This is a genomic window from Paucibacter sp. KBW04 (genome assembly GCF_003852425.1).
Lineage (GTDB): Bacteria > Pseudomonadota > Gammaproteobacteria > Burkholderiales > Burkholderiaceae_C > Paucibacter_A.
Genome location: NZ_QAJN01000017.1, coordinates 23147 through 39389 on the forward strand (window position 1 = coordinate 23147; position 16243 = coordinate 39389).

Annotated in this window: 21 protein-coding genes; 17 read left to right on the plus strand and 4 right to left on the minus strand. The window is 64.4% G+C overall.

Going from position 1 to position 16243, the window contains the following annotated elements; translation table 11 throughout:
• Positions 1-254: 254 nt before the first annotated feature.
• From DBR47_RS25280 to tolA, 15 genes are all read left to right on the plus strand, one after another.
• A complete protein-coding gene (locus DBR47_RS25280; RefSeq protein ID WP_370454939.1) occupies positions 255-683 on the plus strand; it encodes a type IV pilin protein in 429 nt (142 codons plus the stop codon).
• Positions 668-1264 (plus strand): Tfp pilus assembly protein FimT/FimU, encoded by a 597-nt coding sequence (locus DBR47_RS20660; protein WP_124453651.1) that lies wholly within the window; start codon positions 668-670, stop codon positions 1262-1264. Before DBR47_RS25280 ends, DBR47_RS20660 begins: the two co-directional genes overlap by 16 nt.
• On the plus strand, positions 1255-1962 hold the full coding sequence (locus DBR47_RS20665; protein ID WP_124453653.1) for a PilW family protein: 708 nt from the start codon (positions 1255-1257) through the stop codon (positions 1960-1962). The genes DBR47_RS20660 and DBR47_RS20665 overlap by 10 nt, the downstream gene beginning before the upstream one ends.
• Complete coding sequence (locus tag DBR47_RS20670; RefSeq protein WP_124453655.1) at positions 1959-3296, plus strand: PilX N-terminal domain-containing pilus assembly protein; 1338 nt, start codon at positions 1959-1961, stop codon at positions 3294-3296. The genes DBR47_RS20665 and DBR47_RS20670 overlap by 4 nt, the downstream gene beginning before the upstream one ends.
• Positions 3293-4504, plus strand: coding sequence for a hypothetical protein (locus tag DBR47_RS20675; RefSeq protein WP_124453657.1), 1212 nt, complete (start codon positions 3293-3295; stop codon positions 4502-4504). The genes DBR47_RS20670 and DBR47_RS20675 overlap by 4 nt, the downstream gene beginning before the upstream one ends.
• 125 nt (positions 4505-4629) lie before the next feature.
• On the plus strand, positions 4630-5625 hold the full coding sequence (locus tag DBR47_RS20680) for a recombination-associated protein RdgC (protein ID WP_124453659.1): 996 nt from the start codon (positions 4630-4632) through the stop codon (positions 5623-5625).
• A 10-nt stretch (positions 5626-5635) separates the two neighbouring features.
• On the plus strand, positions 5636-6778 hold the full coding sequence (gene ribD, locus DBR47_RS20685; RefSeq protein ID WP_124453661.1) for a bifunctional diaminohydroxyphosphoribosylaminopyrimidine deaminase/5-amino-6-(5-phosphoribosylamino)uracil reductase RibD: 1143 nt from the start codon (positions 5636-5638) through the stop codon (positions 6776-6778).
• 90 nt (positions 6779-6868) lie between these two features.
• Positions 6869-7972: a bifunctional 3,4-dihydroxy-2-butanone-4-phosphate synthase/GTP cyclohydrolase II gene (ribBA, locus tag DBR47_RS20690; RefSeq protein ID WP_124453663.1), complete on the plus strand. Its 1104-nt coding sequence runs from the start codon at positions 6869-6871 to the stop codon at positions 7970-7972.
• 34 nt (positions 7973-8006) lie between these two features.
• On the plus strand, positions 8007-8477 hold the full coding sequence (gene ribH, locus DBR47_RS20695) for a 6,7-dimethyl-8-ribityllumazine synthase (RefSeq protein WP_124453665.1): 471 nt from the start codon (positions 8007-8009) through the stop codon (positions 8475-8477).
• Positions 8474-8980, plus strand: coding sequence for a transcription antitermination factor NusB (gene nusB / locus DBR47_RS20700; protein WP_124453667.1), 507 nt, complete (start codon positions 8474-8476; stop codon positions 8978-8980). The genes ribH and nusB overlap by 4 nt, the downstream gene beginning before the upstream one ends.
• A 21-nt stretch (positions 8981-9001) precedes the next feature.
• Positions 9002-10213: a pyridoxal phosphate-dependent aminotransferase gene (locus tag DBR47_RS20705; protein WP_124453669.1), complete on the plus strand. Its 1212-nt coding sequence runs from the start codon at positions 9002-9004 to the stop codon at positions 10211-10213.
• The gene (gene ybgC, locus DBR47_RS20710; RefSeq protein ID WP_124453671.1) at positions 10210-10683 is read left to right on the plus strand and encodes a tol-pal system-associated acyl-CoA thioesterase; all 474 of its coding nucleotides are present in this window, start codon (positions 10210-10212) and stop codon (positions 10681-10683) included. Before DBR47_RS20705 ends, ybgC begins: the two co-directional genes overlap by 4 nt.
• A complete protein-coding gene (gene tolQ, locus DBR47_RS20715; protein WP_124453673.1) occupies positions 10680-11381 on the plus strand; it encodes a protein TolQ in 702 nt (233 codons plus the stop codon). Before ybgC ends, tolQ begins: the two co-directional genes overlap by 4 nt.
• A gap of 21 nt (positions 11382-11402) precedes the next feature.
• Complete coding sequence (tolR, locus tag DBR47_RS20720; protein WP_124453675.1) at positions 11403-11852, plus strand: protein TolR; 450 nt, start codon at positions 11403-11405, stop codon at positions 11850-11852.
• Between the two features lie 5 nt (positions 11853-11857).
• On the plus strand, positions 11858-12814 hold the full coding sequence (tolA, locus tag DBR47_RS20725; RefSeq protein ID WP_124453677.1) for a cell envelope integrity protein TolA: 957 nt from the start codon (positions 11858-11860) through the stop codon (positions 12812-12814).
• On the opposite strand, the gene DBR47_RS20730 is transcribed toward tolA, so the two are convergent.
• From DBR47_RS20730 to DBR47_RS20745, 4 genes are read right to left on the minus strand one after another with little or no spacing between them, the layout of a single operon-like run.
• Complete coding sequence (locus DBR47_RS20730) at positions 12815-13318, minus strand: DoxX family membrane protein (protein ID WP_231512423.1); 504 nt, start codon at positions 13316-13318, stop codon at positions 12815-12817.
• Positions 13318-14094 (minus strand): putative DNA-binding domain-containing protein, encoded by a 777-nt coding sequence (locus DBR47_RS20735; protein WP_124453679.1) that lies wholly within the window; start codon positions 14092-14094, stop codon positions 13318-13320. The genes DBR47_RS20730 and DBR47_RS20735 overlap by 1 nt, the downstream gene beginning before the upstream one ends.
• Positions 14081-14956: a DUF692 domain-containing protein gene (locus tag DBR47_RS20740; protein WP_124453681.1), complete on the minus strand. Its 876-nt coding sequence runs from the start codon at positions 14954-14956 to the stop codon at positions 14081-14083. Before DBR47_RS20740 ends, DBR47_RS20735 begins: the two co-directional genes overlap by 14 nt.
• 12 nt (positions 14957-14968) lie before the next feature.
• Positions 14969-15271: a DUF2282 domain-containing protein gene (locus DBR47_RS20745; RefSeq protein ID WP_124453683.1), complete on the minus strand. Its 303-nt coding sequence runs from the start codon at positions 15269-15271 to the stop codon at positions 14969-14971.
• Between the two features lie 126 nt (positions 15272-15397).
• On the opposite strand from DBR47_RS20745, the gene DBR47_RS20750 reads away from it, so the two are divergent.
• Together DBR47_RS20750 and DBR47_RS20755 are read left to right on the plus strand one after the other, a co-directional pair.
• Entirely contained in the window at positions 15398-16006 is a 609-nt protein-coding gene (locus DBR47_RS20750) for a sigma-70 family RNA polymerase sigma factor (RefSeq protein ID WP_124453685.1), read from the plus strand.
• Positions 16003-16194, plus strand: coding sequence for a zf-HC2 domain-containing protein (locus tag DBR47_RS20755; RefSeq protein ID WP_197047202.1), 192 nt, complete (start codon positions 16003-16005; stop codon positions 16192-16194). The genes DBR47_RS20750 and DBR47_RS20755 overlap by 4 nt, the downstream gene beginning before the upstream one ends.
• Positions 16195-16243: the final 49 nt, after the last annotated feature.

Below are 16243 nucleotides of genomic sequence, written 5' to 3' on the forward strand. Positions count from 1 at the left end.
GACCATGAATTGCGCACCGATGGCTCCGCTAACAAAGAAATCAAGTCTCAATCGTGGGGATGTCACCTGTTTGGAAGAAATCCGATCAACGGTTGTATTCAGCAGACAAGCGGCGCGAACTACTGACAGCCAATTCACACGCGCCTTTCCATAATCCGCCCATGTGGCCTGCTTGCAGTAACTCGCCAAACACACTGCTCCAGCGACTTCGGCTGAGCGGGGAAATACCCGCATCCCGAATCCAGGGTTTCACCTTGATTGAGCTGATGTTTGTTGTGGTGATCGTGGGCATCTTGATGGCCGTGGCCCTGCCCAGCTATCAAAAATACATTGCCAAGAGTCGGCGATCCGACGCCATCAGCGCGCTCAGCGCCATTGCCCAGGCGCAGGAGCGCATGCGCAGCAATCGCAGCAGCTACCTCAGTGTTCTGGACGATCTCAAGCTGGGACTGAACAATAGCTTGTCACCTGGCGGGCACTACACATTGAGCCTGAGCGGTGTCGGTGACCCGCCCAGCTACAACTTCGGCTACATCGCCACCGCACAAGCCAGCTCCGGCAGCCCCCAGGCCAAGGACAGCGATTGCGCACAGATGTCGATTGAAATGAGCGGGGGCAATCTGAAATACAAGGCGCAAGACAGCGCCGGCAACGACAGCAAGTCCAAATGCTGGCCCAGCTGAACCTCAGTGATCGAGCACGCCGGGGCCTGTCCCTGGTGGAGCTGATGGTGGTCATCGCCGTCATGGGGATTGTGCTGGCCGTAGCCATCCCGTCGTTCGGCGATATGTTGGCGCGCAAACGAGTGCAGTTGGTTGCGGCCGAGTTGGCCAGCGATTTGGCCTTTGCCAGATCCGAGTCGGGGCTGAAATCCGTGGGCATCTACACCTACTTTAAGCAAAACGCGGAGATGAGCTGCTACGTCATCGTCCAACGGACCGGCGCCATTGATCGCTGCGACTGCACCCGCGAAATCGGCACCGCCTGCGCCGGCACCATAGGCCTGACCGAAATCAAGACCGCCCAGATTTCCAAAAGCTCAGGGGTCACCATCAAGGTGCTGACGCCGCTTGCGATTGCCTCCGGCCTGACCGGACTGCAGTTCCGGCCCCTGCATATGGATCCCTCGGCGGCCGACCTGAAAGTGCTGATATCCAGCAGCCGAGGCAGCCAGCCCAAGCTGCAGATCGAGCTCAATGGCATGGGTCGGGTCAAGCTCTGCTGCCCGGACGGCAGTTTCAGCGGGGTTCAGTCATGCGCCTGACACACCGCCAGCGCTCCGACACCGCCCAGGCTCAGCAAGGCCTGAGCCTGATCGAGATGATGGTGGGCATCACGGTCGGCATGATTGTGGTGGCGGGTGCCAGCCTGATGATGACCCAGCAACTCAGCGAACACCGCAGACTGGTTCTAGAAACCCAGGTGCAACAGGATTTGCGGGCAGCCGCCGATTTGATGCTTCGCGAGCTGCGCCGGGCTGGGGCGATGCGGCAATCGGCCCAGTTTGTGTGGGCCCCGGGGTCCGCCGCACCCTTGCCAGTCAATAACTATGCGATCCGAACCAGGGTCAATGAAGATCAGAACCAGGTGCAATACGCCTACTCGACATCGTCAGCGGCCGCAGAGGACAACCTTGCGGGAAACCAGGAGCTCTTCGGCTTTCGCGTCTCCGACAAGGTCCTGCAGTTTGAATTCACCAATGGCAATTGGCAGCCTTTGACCGACAAAGAGGTTTTGCTGGTCACCAATTTCAGCGTCATTCTCAAGCCGCAACTCCTGCCCTTGCCCGATCTTTGCGAGAAACCCTGCGGGGGACTGGCCAACTGCCCCCCGCAGCTGACGATCAACTACTTTGAAATCGCCCTGAGCGCCCAAGCCAAGCACGACCCACAAATCGTGCGTACCTTGAAGCTCAAGGACCGCACTCGCAATGATGCCGTCACCGGGGTATGCGCACCATGAAGTCGCCCAGCCCTCGCCGCCAGCAAGGTACGGCCACCTTGGTCGTGGTGATGGTGCTCTTTCTCATCATGGCCATGATGGCGGCCTATGGAAGCCGCAATCTGATTTTTGAACAAAAGATTGCGGGCAACTATTTTCGCGCAGGGGTGTCGCAAGAAGCGGCCGAAGCGGGAGTGGAGTGGGCGATCGCCCTACTCAACGGGGTCAAGATAGACGCCAATTGCCAGGTGAGCGCCGTCGGCGCCAACAGCTTTCGCGAGCGCTACCTGAACATCAATGCCGGCGATCGAACCGTGGTCGCGCCGGTTATTTACAAAAACAGAGTGGCCGACTGCGTTCGCAATGAGGCCGCGGGCTGGACCTGCCGCTGCCCCATGGGCAACCCACCCGCCCTCCCCACCCAGGTCGCATTGAATGACGCACAGAACCTGCAACCCCGCTTCGCCCTATCCTTCACCTCCGCAACGCCAGGCCCGTTGCCGGCCACCGTTCCCCGGCCAGGAATTATTCGCCTGATTTCAGAAGGTTGCTCCAGCAGTGGCAGCGCCGAATGTATTGAATCAGACAACTTCGCCGTCCAGGCCTCCGTCGGGGTCAGCTTGGTGACGGTAGACCTCGCCCTGCTCAGTGCCTTGAAAAACCCGCCCGCCACGCCCTTGACCCTCACCGGGGCGATGAGTCTGGGCGCCTCAGGCATTGGCCTTCACAACGCCGCGCCACGCAGCAACGGCCTTTTGCTCAGCTCAGCCTTGGGCAGCAGCCAGACCAGCGGCCTCGATGAAACGCGCCTGGAAAGCCTGCCCGGCACGCCGGGCCGCCAAGCCCTGATCTTTGACGACCCCAGCCTGAAGAACCCCGATGGCACGGCCAAAGACGGCGAGGCCCTGTTCCGCATGTTCTTCGGCATGAGCCGAGCGAGCTACCGCGAGCAAGCGGCCCTGCGTCGCATCGGCTGCCCGGCTGGCGATTGTGGCCCGACACTCCAGCAGGCCTATGACGCCGGGGCGCGCATGGCCTGGATCGATGGGCCGCTCACCATCAATAGCAATGTCACCCTGGGCGCAGACACCAGCCCCATGCTGATCGTGGCCGATGGGGCCGTGCAACTGAACGGCCCCATGCGCCTGACTGGCCTGTTATTCGCGAATGGCAATCTTGACTGGAGCAATGGCAGCGCCATGCCAGCTCAACTCAAAGGCGCGATGCTGGTAGCCGGAGCGCTCAGCACGAGCGGAGTCATCGACCTCTGGTACGAGGGCAAGGTGATGGATGAGTTGAGCAATCGAACAGGCAGCTTTGTGCGCGTGCCTGGCAGCTGGTTTGACTCGCCATGAGCAAGCAAGGCACTCACAAGTCTCGGCAGCCCCGCGGCGTGGCCTTGATCGAAGCCCTGGTCGCCTTGCTCATCATGGCCTTTGGCATGTTGGCCTTGGCAGGCCTGCAAAACAGCATGCGGCGCGGCGCCGACCTGGCCAAGCAAAGAGGTGAGGCTGTGCGTCTGGCCCAGCAAGAAATGGAATGGCTGCGCAGCTTCGCGCTGTTGACGCCCGACCCCGACAAGCCCGAGATCCTGGCCTTTGACAGCATCGTCAATCGCGACCTCAACGATCCCATCTCGGTCAGCGACGCCGACACCAACACCACCTTCACCGTCGTGCGCCTGGTCCAACCCGCGCCAGCAGGTACGCTGGCGACCCAAAGACTGGACATTCGCGTCAGCGTGACTTGGGCCGACCGCAGCGAAGGCGCGCAAATCGTCACGCTGGACAGCATTTTGTCGCGCAGCCCTCCCTCCCTGGGCGTCGCACTGGGGCTGGCCCCTGAGGCCACGCCGGTGCGCCGCCCCGGCGGGCGCGACGCCTCGATTCCGGTAGGCGCCAAAGACCTGGGGGACAAGAGCAGCGTGTTCAGACCCTCGCCCAACACCGCCACGGTCTGGGTTTTCAACAACCTGACCGGCGTGATCACCGGCGTCTGCAATCTACCCAACACCCCGCTGGCCAATATTTCGCCCATCGATGTCGACGCCTGCCGCAACAACGCGCTGGGTTTCTTGCTCAGCGGCTTCGTCCGTTTCTCGGCCGCCTCGCCCAGCGACCCCGGCAATCCGCTAGGCACGGCCCTGCCCATGAACTTGGACTTGCTGCGCAGCGACGAGCCCACCCTGCTGCCCAGCTACCAATGCTTCCATGACGCACCCTATAGCGCGCTGACAACCCAGACCTATGTGGCCTATTACTGCATCGTCTACCCCAAGATCAGCACGACCGCGCTCTGGAGTGGCCGACTCAACATCACGGACATCCCGCTAAGCGGCCCCGGCGCCAAGACCATCTGCCGCTACAGCGCCGACTATGACGGTGACGGCAAGACCAGCAATGCCGAGCATCCCGCCGACTACATCAAGGTGGACAGCGCCCTGACTCGACAGAATTTTCTGGTCATCCCCCAAGGCGAGACTTGCCCCACGGGGCATGGCGTTGACCCCAGCCTGGGCTGGTTCAGCAATACCGCCACGGTTCTACATCAGCCGCCGCCCTGAGCCGCAACCCTCGCTCATTCGGAGCGGCCGCCAAGCCTGAGACAATCGCAGCTTTTCCGCCCCCGGGTTCAACAACACCCGGCGAGGCACAGCAAGCAACGCATGGTTGTCAAAGGATTGCAGCAGTGTTCAAGAACCTGATGGTTTACCGCATCGGCCCGAACTGGCAGGCCACCGTCCCGCAGATTGAAGAAGCCCTCGAGAAAACCGTTTTCGTCGAATGTGGCGCCACCCAAGCCCAGTCCATGGGCTGGGCCCCGCCGCGCGACATCCCCCACGCCCCCCTGGTCGAAGACATTGGCGGCCACTGGCTGATGAAGCTCAAGCTGGAGCAGCGGGTGCTGCCCGGCTCGGTGGTCAAACGCCGCACCGACGAGATGGCCGCCCGGGTCGAGCTGGAAACCGGCCGCAAGCCCGGCAAGAAGCAGACCAAGGAGCTGAAGGAACAGGCCACGTTGGAACTGCTGCCCATGGCCTTCACCAAGCAGTCCAGCATCAAGGTCTGGATTGACCCGGCCCAACAACTGCTGATGATTGACGCCAGCAGTGCCAGCCGCGCCGAAGAAGTGGTCAGCTTGCTGATCAAGGAACTGGCTGGCCTGCAGCTGCACCTCTTGCAAACCGCCGAGTCCCCCGCCGTCTGCATGACGGCTTGGTTGATGGACGGCGTGCCACCGGCCGGCTTCACCATAGACCGCGAGTGCGAACTCAAGAGCGGCGACGAGATGAAGTCCGTGGTGCGCTACGCCCGCCATGCCCTGGACATCGAGGAAGTGCGCCAGCATCTGGCCGGCGGCAAGGCCCCCACCCGCCTGGCCATGAGCTGGAAAGACCGCGTCTCCTTCATGCTCACCGACACCCTGCAGATCAAGAAAATCTCCTTCCTGGACTTGGCCTTTGAAGGCCGCGATTCGCCCGAGAAGGACGAAGCCTTTGACGCCGATGCGGCCCTGGCCACCGGCGAGTTGAGCAAGCTGATCCCTGAGCTGCTGGAAGGCCTGGGCGGCGAGCACGACTTCCTGGCCTCCGGCGCGGCCCTGGCCGCCCTGCCGGTGCCGGGTGCGGTGGCCTTGGAGCTGGCAAGCAACCCCGCAGCGGCCGAAGCCGCACCCTGGGACTGAGGCCTAAGCCATGAGCAAAGCAGCCGCCTGGCCGGAGCAGCACGCCAGCGATCTAAGCGCCATGCAGCATGCCCTGGCCTTGGCCGAGCAGGCCGTGGGTCTGTCCGACCCCAACCCCAGGGTCGGCTGCGTCATTACCGACGCCCAGGGCCGGGTGCTGGGCAGCGGCCACACCCAGGGAGCTGGCCAGGCCCATGCCGAGGTGATGGCCTTGCGCGACGCCCAGGCCCGAGGCGCGGATGTGCGCGGCGCCATCGCTTACGTGACGCTGGAGCCCTGTGCCCACTACGGCCGGACGCCGCCCTGCTGTGAGGCCTTGGTTGCCGCTGGCCTGGGTCGCGTTGTGGCCGCCCTGGTCGACCCCAATCCACAGGTGGCAGGCCAGGGAATGGCACGCCTGGCCGCAGCCGGCATCCAGACCGAAACCGGCCTGCTGGCCGAAGCGGCGCTGGAGATGAATATCGGCTTTTTCTCCCGCATGCAGCGCGGCCAGCCCTTTGTGCGCATGAAAATCGCCGCCTCGCTGGACGGCCAGACCGCTTTGCGCAATGGGCAAAGCCAATGGATCACCGACAGCGCCGCCCGCACCGACGGCCACGCCTGGCGCCGCCGCGCCGGCGCGGTGCTGACCGGCTACGGCACGGTGCGCGATGACGACCCCCGTCTGGATGTGCGCCTGGTGCCCACGGCCCGCCAACCCATGCGGGTGCTGATCGACTCGCGCCTGCAAACCAGCCCGCAGGCCAAGCTGCTGGATCGCGACTCCGGTGGGGGTCAGGTCTTGATCTACTGCGCCGTCGACCCCGACACGCATCCGAACGCCGCCCCGCTGCAGGCTGCCGGCGCTGAACTGTGCCGCCTGCCCAATGCCCAGGGCAAAGTCGAGTTGGCGGATGTGCTCAAAGACCTGGGCCGACGCGGCATCAACGAGTTGCATGTGGAGGCCGGCGCCAAGCTCAACGGCTCTCTGCTGCGCGAAGGTCTGGTGGACGAATTGCTGCTCTATCTGGCGCCAAAAATGCTGGGCGCTGGACTGGGCATGGCCGAGATTGGCGAGTTCCAAAGCCTGGATCAGGCCTTGCAATGGCGCTGGCTGGAGTGCTCGCCAGTCGGGGTGGATCTGCGCCTGCGGGCCAGGCACATCGCAGGATAGGACTGAGCCGCAGCCGAAAAGCCGCGCGGATTGAGAACTGGATCTAGGGTTTAAACCCAGAGCAGGCCCGCGCCCGCCTACAATCGGGGGATGCCCATCTCACCCGTACACGAGCTCGTTGCCGAGCTGGCCGCTGGCCGCATGGTTATTCTGGTTGACGAAGAGGACCGCGAAAACGAGGGCGACCTCGTCCTCGCCGCCGACCACGTCACACCCGAGGCGATCAATTTCATGGCCAAGTTTGGCCGTGGCCTGATCTGCCTGACCCTCACCCGCGAACGCTGCGAGCGGCTCAATCTGCCGCCCATGGCCAGCCGCAACGGCACCAAGCATGCGACCGCCTTCACGGTCTCCATCGAGGCGGCCACCGGCGTCACCACCGGCATCTCGGCCGCCGACCGTGCCCGCACGGTACAGGCCGCCGTGGCCCGCGACGCCCAAGCCCGCGATCTGGTGCAGCCCGGCCATATCTTCCCCCTGCAGGCCCAGGACGGCGGCGTGCTGATGCGCGCCGGCCATACCGAAGCCGGCTGCGATCTGTCCAAGATGGCGGGCCTGACGCCCGCCGCCGTGATCTGCGAGATCATGAAGGACGACGGCACCATGGCTCGCCTGCCCGATCTGGTCGAGTTCGCCAAAGAGCATGGCCTCAAGATCGGCACCATTGCCGATCTGATCGAACACCGCAGCCGCAACGAAACCCTGGTCAAACGCGTGGGTGAACGCAAGCTGCAAACGGCCCAGGGCGAGTTCGACTGCGCCGTCTTCCAAGACCGCACCGGCGGCACCCATCTGACCCTGAGCCATGGCGCTTGGGAGTCCAGCGACGAGGTGCTGGTGCGTGTGCACGAGCCCCTGTCGGTGCTGGATCTGCTGGATGTGCAGGCCGGTGGTCATTCCTGGCCCCTGCCCGCCGCCCTGGCCGAACTGAAGAAGAGCAAGGGCGGCGTCGCCGTTCTGCTCAATTGCGGCGACGATGCCGGCAGCCTGCTGGGCCGCCTGCTGCCAGAACAAGCCAGCGAACAAACCCCCGCCAAGATCATGGACCTGCGGACCTACGGTGTCGGCGCCCAGATCCTGCGCGAGCTGGGCGTGCACCGCATGCGCCTGCTGGGCAGCCCACGCCGCATGCCCAGCATGACCGGCTATGGACTTGAAGTCACCGGCTTTGTGGCCGCCGACGCGCAAGCCTGAACACCCTCCCCAAAAAAGAAGAGAGCAAGCGAATATGCAAGGATCCGACAAAGGCACGGCCACGGCGGGCTCCCTCCAAGGTGAGGACCTGCGCATTGGCATCGTGCAAGCGCGCTTCAACAACGCCATCACCCAGGCCCTGGCCGATGCCTGCGTGGCCGAGTTGCTGGCCCTGGGCGTGGCCGAGAGCCATATCCGCCATGTGACGGTGCCCGGCGCGCTGGAAGTGCCGGTGGCCCTGCTGGCCATGGCCGATAGCGAGGACTACGACGCCTTGGTGGCCCTGGGCTGCATCATCCGCGGCGAGACCTATCACTTCGAGCTGGTCGCCAACGAGAGCGGCGCCGCAGTGACCCGCATCGCCCTGGATTTCCAGACCCCGATCGCCAATGCGATCCTGACGGTCGAGAACGAAGAACAAGCTTGGGCGCGAGCCGAAGAAAAAGGCCGCGACGCGGCGCGAGTAGCGGTCGAGATGGCCAATTTGATGGAAGAACTGCAGTGAGCACGAACGACAGCGCCCCGACCCCTACGCCTGCCAAGAAACCCGCGACCAAGCGCGCACAGCCCAAGTCGGCTCGCCGCCGCTCGCGTGAGCTGGCCCTGCAAGGCCTGTACCAGTGGCTGATCACCGGTGACGACGTCGCCACCATCGACGCCCATATGCGCGAGCAAGAGGACTTCGACAAGGCCGACCGCAGCCATTTCGACGCTCTGCTGAACGGCTGCATCCTGGAGGCCGCCGACCTGGACGCCGTGCTGGCCCGCCATGTGGATCGCAAGACCACCGAGCTCTCGCCCATCGAGCACGGCGTGCTGATGATCGGCGCCTACGAGCTCAAGCATTGCATCGACATCCCCTACAAGGTGGCGATCAACGAGGCCGTCGAGCTGGCCAAGTCCTTCGGCGGCACCGATGGTCACAAGTATGTGAACGGCGTGCTGGACCGCTCGGCCACCGATCTGCGGCCGACCGAAGTCGCCGCAGTACCCAAGCGCAAGGTCTAAGCAAGAGCGGCCACTCCAGCAATGAAACTGGCCACCAGGCTTGATCAGATCGAGCCCTTTTATGTGATGGAGTGTGCCAAGGCCGCCGCCGAGATGGCGCGCGGCCCCTTGTGCGACCCGGCCCAGGGCGGCCGGCGCATGATTTACCTGAATATCGGCGAACCCGACTTCGGCGCCCCGCCCATGGTGCAAGCCGCCGCCCAGCGCTGCATCGAAGCAGGCCGCACCCAATACACCTCGGCCACAGGCCTGCCGGAATTGCGCCAGGCCTTGTCGGACTGGTATCAACAGCACTTTGGCCTCGCCATAACGCCCGATCGCATCGTCATCACGGCCGGTGCCTCGGCCGGCTTGCAACTCGTTTGCCAAGCATTGTTCGAGGCGGGCGACGAGGTGTTGATGCCCGACCCCTGCTATCCCTGCAACCGCCATTTCGTGGCCGGCACGGACGCGACGCCGGTGCTGCTGCCCACCGGCCCCGAGCAACGCTTCCAGCCCAGCAGCGCACAGATCCGCCAGGCCTGGAACGAACACACCCGAGCCGTCTTGCTGGCCTCACCCAGCAACCCCACCGGCACCTCGATTGAGCCGGCCGAGCTGCGCGCCATCGTGGAAGCGGTGCGCGAGCGCGGGGGCCTCACCATCGTCGACGAAATCTATCTGGGCCTGAGCTACGACCCGCGCTTTGAAGCCTCGGCTTTGGGCTTGGGTGACGATGTAATCTCGGTCAACAGCTTTTCCAAATACTTCGGCATGACCGGCTGGCGCCTGGGCTGGCTGGTGCTGCCGCCGGCCTTGGTGGCGCCGATCGAGAAGCTGGCGCAGAACTTCTTCATCTGCCCCTCCAGCATCGCCCAGCATGCCGCCCTGGCCTGCTTCGAGCCTGCCGCAATGGCCATTTATGAGCAGCGCCGGGAGGAGTTCCGTGCCCGGCGCGACTACATCGTGCCGGCCTTGCAAGCCCTGGGCCTGCAGGTGCCGGTTCCGCCCGATGGGGCTTTCTACGTCTGGATGGATTGCAGCGAGTTCTGCGCCAATAGTTGGGACCTTGCTTTCGAGCTGATGCGTAGCGCCCAAATTGCGCTGACACCCGGCCGCGATTTTGGCCGCCAGGGAGCCGAGCGCTGGCTGCGCCTGTCTTTCGCCAGCAGCATGGAAGATTTGCAAGCAACCGTCGCCCGCCTGGCCGAGGTACTGCCTCGCTACCGCGCCAACCCCACTCACACCGAATGAGCTTGCTGTTCCAACATTCCCTGCGCATCTACTGGGAAGACACCGACGCCGGTGGCGTGGTCTTCTATGCCAACTACCTGAAATTCTTCGAGCGTGCCCGCACCGAATGGCTGCGCAGCCTGGGCTTTGAGCAAGAAGCCATGCGGCACCAGGAGCGGGTGATGTTCATCGTCGGCAGCACGCAAGTGAAGTATCTGCGGCCGGCGCGCCTGGACGATTGGCTGCGCATCACCGTCGAGGCACGCGAACTGGGCCGGGCCAGCATGGTCTTGTTCCAGCAAGCCTGGCGCGGCGAGACCTTGCTGGCCGAAGGCGAGATTCGCATCGGCTGCGTGCGCAGCAATGTCGAGGCCGAGAACAGCCCTCGCACGAGCCCGGCCGCCGAGCCACTAGACTTCAAGCCCTGCCGTATTCCGGCCTCGCTGATCGAGGCCATCGAGAACCCGACCAAGCCCGCCCAAAGCTCATGAACCAAGACCTGTCCATCGTCGCCCTGATCCTGCATGCCAGCCTGCCCGTGCAACTGGTGATTGCCGCCTTGCTCTTCATGTCCTTGGCCAGCTGGAGCGTGATCTTCAGCAAGTTCACCGCCATCTCGCGCATCAACAGCGGCAACGAGGCTTTTGAGCAGGAGTTCTGGTCGGGCAAAAACCTCAACGAGCTTTACAACGGCGTGGCCAACAAGACCGAGGGCGCACCGCTGGAGCGCATCTTCGCCTCCGGCATGCGCGAGTTCTTGAAGCTGCGTGAACGCCGCGTGACCGAGCCCACCGCCTTGCTGGACGGCGCCCGCCGCGCCATGCGCGCCAGCTTCCAGCGCGAGCTGGATGCGATGGAAAGCAATCTCTCCTTCCTCGCCTCGGTCGGTTCGGTCTCGCCCTATGTGGGGCTGTTCGGCACCATCTGGGGCATCATGCACGCCTTCGTCGGCCTGTCCAATCTGCAGCAGGTGACCCTGGCCACGGTGGCCCCCGGTATTGCCGAAGCCCTGGTGGCCACAGCCATCGGCCTGTTCGCCGCTATTCCCGCCGTGCTGGCCTACAACCGCTTTGCGCGCCAGATCGACCGCAGCGCCATCACCCTGGAGTCCTTCATCGAGGAGTTCTCCAATATCCTGCAACGCAACGCCAGCCAGCCTATCGCAGGCACCGGCGCTGGCACGCGCTAAGCAGCGGCTCAGGTCATCGCCATGGCTGCCATCAGCTCGCGCGGCTCGCGCCGCCGCCGTACCATCAACGAAATCAATATGGTGCCCTTCATCGATGTGATGTTGGTGCTACTCATCATCTTCATGGTCAGCGCGCCTCTGATCACCACCGGCCTGGTGGACCTGCCCAGCGTGGGCCGCAGCAAGACCCAGCCTCAGCATGTGATCCACGTCATCGTGGGCGCCGACGAGAAGCTCAAGATCAAGCTGGACAAGCAGGAACCCGAGTCCCTGCAAATCAACCGTTTGGCCGAGCGGGTCAAGTCCGCCCAGGCCGGTGAAGCGACGACGCCGGTGGTGATCTCGGCCGACAAAAGCGTCAAGTACGAGGCCGTCGTCAAGGTGATGGACATTCTGCAAAGCGCCGGCATCCAGCGCGTCGGCCTGGCCGTGCGCAACGGCCCGGCGGAAAGCAGCGAGCACAAGCCCTGATTGGCATGACGAGCCCCAGCCTGAGCCCCGCCTTCGCGCCCGATCCCCTGCGCCCGCCGGACAATCCCGGCCTGGGCCGCGGCTTCGCCATTGCCGCCATCGCCCACGCCGCCCTGCTGGCCGCGCTGAGCGCGGGTGTGCACTGGCGCTCCGAAACCCCGCCCGCCTTCGAGGCCGAACTGTGGTCGGCCGTGCCCCAAGCCGCGGCACCCAAGGAACAACTCCCTCCCGAGCCTGAGCCCGAAGCCGAGCCCACGCCGCCGCCCAAGCCGGTGCTCGCGCCTCCTCCGCCCCCGCCCGCCGAAGACTTGCAAGCCGAACGCGAGGCGGAAATCGCCATCGCCAAGGCCAAGGAAAAAAAGAAGCAGGAGCAGCTAGAGGCCAAGCGCGAGGCCGAACGTGAGGCCCTGCGCAAGAAGGAAGAGTTGGCCAAAAAGGAGAAAGAAAAGGAACGCGAGAAAGAGCGCGAGAAGGCCGAGAAGAAGGCAGCCGAAGAGAAAGAAAAACAAAAACAAGAAAAGCTGGAGAAGCAAAAACAGGACAAGCTGGCCAAGGAAGCCGCCGCCAAAAAGGACGCCGCCCGCGAGGCCAAGGCCGAAGCCCAGCGCCAGGAAAACCTGCGCCGCATTCAGGGCATGGCAGGCGCGACCGGCGCGCCGAACGCCACGGGCTCGGCCCTGCAGTCCTCCGGCCCCTCGGCGAACTATGCCGGCCGTATCAAGGCGCGCGTGCGCCCCAACATCATCTACCCCGACACGGGCGCCGCCAACCCGGTGGCCGAGGTCGAGGTGCGAACCGCGCCGGACGGCAACATCATCTCGCGCAAAATCCTCAAGGCCAGCGGCGACACCGAATGGGACAACGCCGTGCTGCGCGCCATCGACAAGACGGCCGTGCTGCCGCGTGACACCGATGGTCGCGTGCCCTCGGTGCTCATCATCAGCTTCAAGCCACGCGAGTGATTAGCCTCTGTTAGGCCGGAACAAGAATTCATCCACAGAGAGACGCCCCGCCCCGAACAAGCCCAGCAGCAGGAGCAAGACGCCCCAGAGCTGATGGCCAAGCAGGGCCGCCGGGGCGATCTCGGCAAGGCTGAGTACCGCCATCAGATTGACCACGCTCAGGCCCAGGGCGGCGAAGCGCCCGCCCAGGCCCAGCACCAGCAAGACGGGCAAGGCCAGCTCTCCGGCCGTGCCCAGGTATGCCGCCAGCTCGGGCGGCAAGAGGGGGACTTGGTACTCGTCCTGAAACAAGGCCAGGGTGACGGACCAATCGCGCAGCTTGGTCAGGCCCGAGAGAAAAAAGACTTGCGCTACAAACAGCCGGGCCAGCAAGAGGGCCAGAGACTGGGCCGCGCCCAGCCCTCCGCTCAGCCAAGCCGGTAGTTCGCGCGAACGCAAGGAGAGCCGCCCCGGGTCGCAGAAAACGCGTGCCGCGAGCGCTAGGTATTGCAAAGCCATGTTCATCATGATTCCTTGGTTTCGATCTCGTAAGCCGCCCATAGGCAGTCCTCTTGCAGCAGGGTTTGCAGGCAAATGCCAAAGTCAAAATCGGCCTGAGCGCTGAAGGCCAGGTGCAAGGCGGTGTCCAGGTCCTCACCCGCCAACAAAGCCTGCAAAAAAACATGCTCACCGGCAGCCAAGACGCGAGCACGGGCCACCCAGGCCTGACGCCAGACCAGCACGGGGCATGCTTGCTCCTCGCCCGCTTCGATCTCGGCCTCCGGCGCGCCGCGCCAGCAGGCCAAGGCCGCGGGGCTTGCTTGCACCAGGCAGACGCCCGGCCGCAGTCGCAGGCCCAGGTCTCGCGGCTCGCGCTGAGCCAACAGTGCCAGCGAGGGCGCATCCAGCTCGGCGTCCCGCGCGGCTTCGACCCGGTGCGCGGCCCAGCACAGACGGGCTAGCTGGCAAGGCAAAGCCTCCATCTCGGCTTGGGCAGCCAAAAAGTCCGCCAGGCCCTCGCCCCATTCCGCCAAGTCGCCCCGCTGCGGCGGGCTGGCGCGCCAAAAGGCCCAGGCCAAGCCCTCGAAGGACGCTGCACCCAGCCAGTCTCGCAAGGGGCTGTAGACGGCGGCCAAGGCCCGGCAAGCCAGGGCTTGGGCATTGACGCGATAGGCCAGCAAACCGCGCCTCAAGCCCGCAGCCGCCGGGCCCAAGCCCAGCAAACCCTGTACCTCGACGGTGCTGGAACTCAGGGCCGCGACCAAGGCCGCCTGATCTGCCTGCAGCTCAAGCCGGCTCATGCTGCAAGCCCTCCATGGCCCGCGCGGCCAGGCGCGCCTCGTCCAGCAAGACGCTCAAGGGCGGCAGATCGGTATCCCATTCGATCAGGGTCGGCACGGAGCCGAAGCGTCGCAGTCCGTGACGGTAGGCCTGCCAGACCTCGGCGCAGACGCGGCTGCCGTGATCGTCGATCACCAAGTCCTCCAGCTCCGCATGGCCGGCCAGATGAACCTCGGCCACGGCCTCGGGCCGCAGCGCGTCCATCCAGGCACACACTTGTTGCAGCGCCTCGGGCCGAGCCGCGCCGCTGTTGCGGGCATTGACGAAGAGGTTGTTGATGTCCAGCAGCAGGCCGCAACCGCTGCGCCGCGCCAGTTGATTGAAGAACTCAGGCTCGCTCATGGCCTCATCCACCTCCCAAGCCAGATAGGCGCTGAGGTTCTCCACCAGCAGGGGCCGGCGCAAACGCTCCTGCACCTCTTGCACATGAGCCACCATCAGGTCCAGGCTGGCAGGGCTGAAGGCGATGGGCAGCAGATCGCTGGCATGTTGAAAACCGGCGCCGCCCGGCCTAGGCACACGGGCAAAGCTGGCGTGATCAGACACCCGGCAGGGCTGGACGCGCTCCACCAGCTGAGCCAAATGGTCCAGATGCCAGGCGTCCAAGCCACAGGCCGAGCCCAGCGACAAGCCGACGCCATGCAGGCTGATCTCGTAATGCTCGCGCGCCTCGCTCAGCAGGCTCAGGGCAGCGCCGCCCTCGGCGAAGAAGTTCTCCGAATGCACTTCCAGAAAGCCCAGGGCCGGCCGTTCCAGCATCAGCTGCTGGTAGTGAGGCTGGCGCCAGCCTATGCCCACCGGGAGATTCGAGTTGCCGAGCATGGCGGGTCTGCCTCAGGACTTCTTGGCGGCTGCGGCAGCGGGCATGGCGGCCTTGGCCTCGGCAGCGCTCAGGCCTTTGAGGCTTTTGCAGCTGCCCTTGGGCACATACTTCCATTCATCCGGCGTCATCGCCGCCGTGGCCTGACCGGCGCAGGAGTGGCTGCCGCTCAGATTGGCGCAGTCGTTCTGCCCGGCCTTGCTGATGCCATAACATTTTTCTTTGGCGGCCTTTTCTTCGGCGGCCGAGGCGGGCGACAACAGCCCCAGGGCGCAAACAGAAGCCAGAGCGGAAGCGATCAAGACATTGGTTTTCATCAGGGACTCCAAGATTTGGGATTCAAAAAAGTCGGGCGGCTTGTGCGGCCCGCATCCGACAGCTTTGTGTCGCAACAAGGCCCGCTGTCCTTACACTGCGTTCTGAAAAAATTCTCGAAAGCGCGCATGACCGAGCCCGCAACAAAAGCGATTCAGGCCGAGATGGCCCCGCAGCTGGAGAAGCTCAGGCCCCAGTTGCTCAAGTACGCCACGCTGCAGTTGCGCAACGCCGCCTGGGCGGAGGACGCGGTGTCCGACACCTTGCTGGCCGCGCTGGAGCGGCCGCAGAGTTTTGCCGGTCAGTCCCAGCTCAAGACCTGGTTGATCGGCATCCTCAAGCACAAGCTGGTCGATCAGATCCGCCGCAATAGCAAGGAGATGTCGACCACGGCCGAAGATGGTCAGGACCTCGACGAAGATCTCTTCCATCCCAACGGCCATTGGCGCGAGACGCCGCAGGACTGGGGCGACCCCGAGCATTGCCTGCGCCAGCTGGACTTCATGCGGGTGCTGGAGGCTTGCGTGGAACATCTGCCCGGTCAGCAAGGGCGTTTGTTCATGATGCGGGAATGGCTGGAGCTGGACACAGAAGAAATCTGTAAGGCTTTGGACATCAGCGCGACCAATCTCTGGGTCATGCTGCACAGGGCCCGGCTGCGCCTGCGCGAATGCCTGCAGCTCAACTGGTTCGGGGCACGGGCCCCACAAACCCAAGAACAAGGAGGGGCGCTGTGAAGCTCAGGCCCAATTGCCGCGAGGTGACCGAGCTGGTCCTGCTGGCCCAGGAAAAACCCCTCTCGCTGGGCGAGCGTGTGGCCGTGCGCATGCATATGCTGATCTGCAAGGCCTGCCCACGTTTTCTCAAACAGGTGCAGCTGATGCGCCAGGCCAGCGAGCGCTGGCGCCACTACAGTGAAGAGTGAAGCTGTAGGCTCTGTGCCCGCCAATTCAGCGCTTTGACGTGGCCCTCAG